The organism is Gammaproteobacteria bacterium, from assembly GCA_033720895.1.
Taxonomy (GTDB): Bacteria; Pseudomonadota; Gammaproteobacteria; order Natronospirales; family JAJUFS01; genus JAWWBS01.
Window position 1 is genome coordinate 1 of sequence record JAWWBS010000116.1, and the last position, 2,324, is coordinate 2,324.

Consider the following 2,324-nt stretch of genomic DNA (forward strand, 5'->3'; position numbering starts at 1 on the left):
CAGTGGTGCGACCTTCGACGTCATCAGCAGCGGCGATATTCCGTTCGCGCTCGTCTACAGCGTCGATGCCAGCCCGGGTGACACCTGGCGGATCTTTGCCACGGGCGGCGATGGCCTGCAGTACACCGACGACCTGGGTACCAGCTGGACACTGGCAACCGAATTCGCCACCCGGGAGATCGAAGTTGCGCCGTCCAATCCGGATCGCGTCTACCTCACCGACCTGGATGGCGGTTTCCACCGCAGTACCGATCGTGGTGCAAGCTTCGAGGCACTGTCCTCCCCGATCATCGGCATTGCCAGGATTGCCGTGCATCCGACCAATGAAGACATCGTTTTCCTCATTGGCACCGGCGTGAACAATTACGTCAGCCTGGATGGTGGTGACAGCTTTGGTCCCTTGTCGGAAGCCGACCTCGGGCTTGTCTACGACGTCGAATACGTCCTCGACGAGACTGGCACCGATCACTTGTGGGTTGCGTCCAACCGTTCCGTGCTGAACGTTTCCCCGGCAAGCTCCAAGACGGAGCAGCAGAAGCAGGCGTCCGCCATTGTCGAGAACCAGGAGTCCCTGTCGGCCCTGCCGTTGAACTACTCGGCCATCAATGTCGGCTTCGATGCCAGCCAGGCCACGTCCAGCAACAGCACCTCGTTCGCCGTGGACGTGTCCGCCGTGGATGGTATCGGTGCGCTGGGTATCGAGCTGACGCTGTCGGCGAGCAGCGGACTGTCGTTGACCTCGGGCAGTGGCGAAGGCTGGAGCTGTACCGTCAGTGGCCAGGTGGCGACCTGCAACATCGACACCTTGTATCGTGGCCAGCTCGGCATTTCCGTCGGCGTATCCTCGGATACCGACACCACCCATACCATCGATGTGAGCGCCACGGCGGCAACCGCCGGAACGATCAGCGTTGCCAACAGTGGCAAGGCCAGCATCACCTTTGAAAAATCGTCCGGTGGTGGCGGTGGTGCGCTCGGCCTGGCCGGCCTGTTTGCCCTTGCCGGCCTGGCAATGGCAAGACGCCGCCTGCGCTGATTGCACTTCAAGTGACATGAGAAAGGCCCGCTTGCGGGCCTTTTTCTTTATGACGCGCCGCGTCCTCGACCGATGTGTTTCGTTAGTTGCAGCGTGCCTGCAAGCGCGGACTGGGGTTGCTGACGCGCTCACCTATCTGGATCTCGCCCAGCGAGTTTCCCTCCAGGTCCATGGCGGCGAGGTGCACATCGAATTCGTAGCTGCCATGACCCACGGGTCCGAGGATGCCGCCATTACCGATGCCCTCCTCTGGCACCCTGCGCAACAACATGAACAGCTGCGACTCGTCACAGGACACCGTGAAATCCAGCAGTCGTCCTTCGGGTATCGGGAAGCGCTCCAGGATACGGTCATCCGAATCGTCTCGGAGCTGCGCCTCGCAAGTGTCATTGCAGATAATATCGAGTGACCTGCCCGCGCGTGGCAGTTCGACAGCATCACGGTCCAGGCAGAAGCGGTGAGCGCCGATCACTTCGCTGTACTCGGTGCGGGTCACGATGCCGTTATTGATCGTGAGCCGGTGTCCGAAATCGAAACTGCATGCCTCGACCAACCAGAGCCTGCCTTCGTAACTGGCGGCTGGATCGAGCTTCTGGTCCGACGCCACGTAATAGCGGTTGGTGCAGCCCACTATCAGGAGCAAGAACATCAGCAAGCCGCCAAATACGAGCAGTCTGTTACCGAGCGTTACGATGTTCACGAATTTCCTCGATCAGGCTGGCCATGGCATTCCGCGCGGCGGCGATGAAGTCCTGGTCCGCTCGTGTGGCGCCATAAAGTTCGATATCCGCATTAACGGTCTTAATGAAATCCGATCCCGATGAGTGGTCCCGTCCTTCTACGAAGGATTTCCAGGGCCCTCCCGTGGTCTGCTTGAACAACGCTTCGAGCTGGTCAAGCGCTTCATCCGAGAGTCTGCCTTTCGCGTCGAAGTAATGCATGAATAACTTTTTCTATTACTGGTCGACAGCGTTCAGAAAAGCGACTGCCGTGGCGCGTATGTCCTACCGCCGAGGGTCCTGTAAAACCGCCGTCGAAAAGAAGCCCGACCCACAGCATGCCATGGATCGGGCTCCCCTTCTCTCCCTCTGCCTGGTGCGCCATCAGGGTCAGCCCACCAGGTTCATTGCGCGAGGCTGATCAAACAGCAGCCAGGCGCGCTTTCTCTTCCTCGAACTGCTCTTCCTCGGTCGAGCCGCTGAGTGCCGACAGTGACGACTTGCCGCCGCCGATGACCTGGGTGAGCTGATCGAAGTAGCCGGTGCCGACTTCGCGCTGGTGCTTGGTC

Annotated in this window: 4 protein-coding genes; 1 reads left to right on the forward strand and 3 read right to left on the reverse strand. The window is 60.1% G+C overall.

Going from position 1 to position 2,324, the window contains the following annotated elements; translation table 11 throughout:
- Window positions 1-1,036: hypothetical protein (locus tag R3217_10710; GenBank protein ID MDX1455914.1), on the forward strand; the 1,036-nt coding region annotated here is incomplete at its 5' end.
- An 82-nt stretch (window positions 1,037-1,118) separates the two neighbouring features.
- Here R3217_10710 and R3217_10715 read toward each other — a convergent pair.
- The 3 genes from R3217_10715 to R3217_10725 form a co-directional block, all read right to left on the reverse strand.
- Window positions 1,119-1,736: a hypothetical protein gene (locus R3217_10715; GenBank protein MDX1455915.1), complete on the reverse strand. Its 618-nt coding sequence runs from the start codon at window positions 1,734-1,736 to the stop codon at window positions 1,119-1,121.
- Window positions 1,714-1,977 carry a hypothetical protein gene (locus tag R3217_10720; protein MDX1455916.1) on the reverse strand — a complete coding sequence of 88 codons (264 nt, stop codon included), beginning with the start codon at window positions 1,975-1,977 and terminating at the stop codon, window positions 1,714-1,716. The genes R3217_10715 and R3217_10720 overlap by 23 nt, the downstream gene beginning before the upstream one ends.
- Before the next feature lie 199 nt (window positions 1,978-2,176).
- A partial coding sequence (locus R3217_10725; GenBank protein ID MDX1455917.1) for an isocitrate lyase occupies window positions 2,177-2,324 on the reverse strand: 148 nt, incomplete at its 5' end.

Bases quoted from the DNA above. Each gene is read 5' to 3' on its own strand.
- R3217_10720 (MDX1455916.1), bottom strand. From the start codon at position 1,977: ATGCATTACTTCGACGCGAAAGGCAGACTCTCGGATGAAGCGCTTGAC.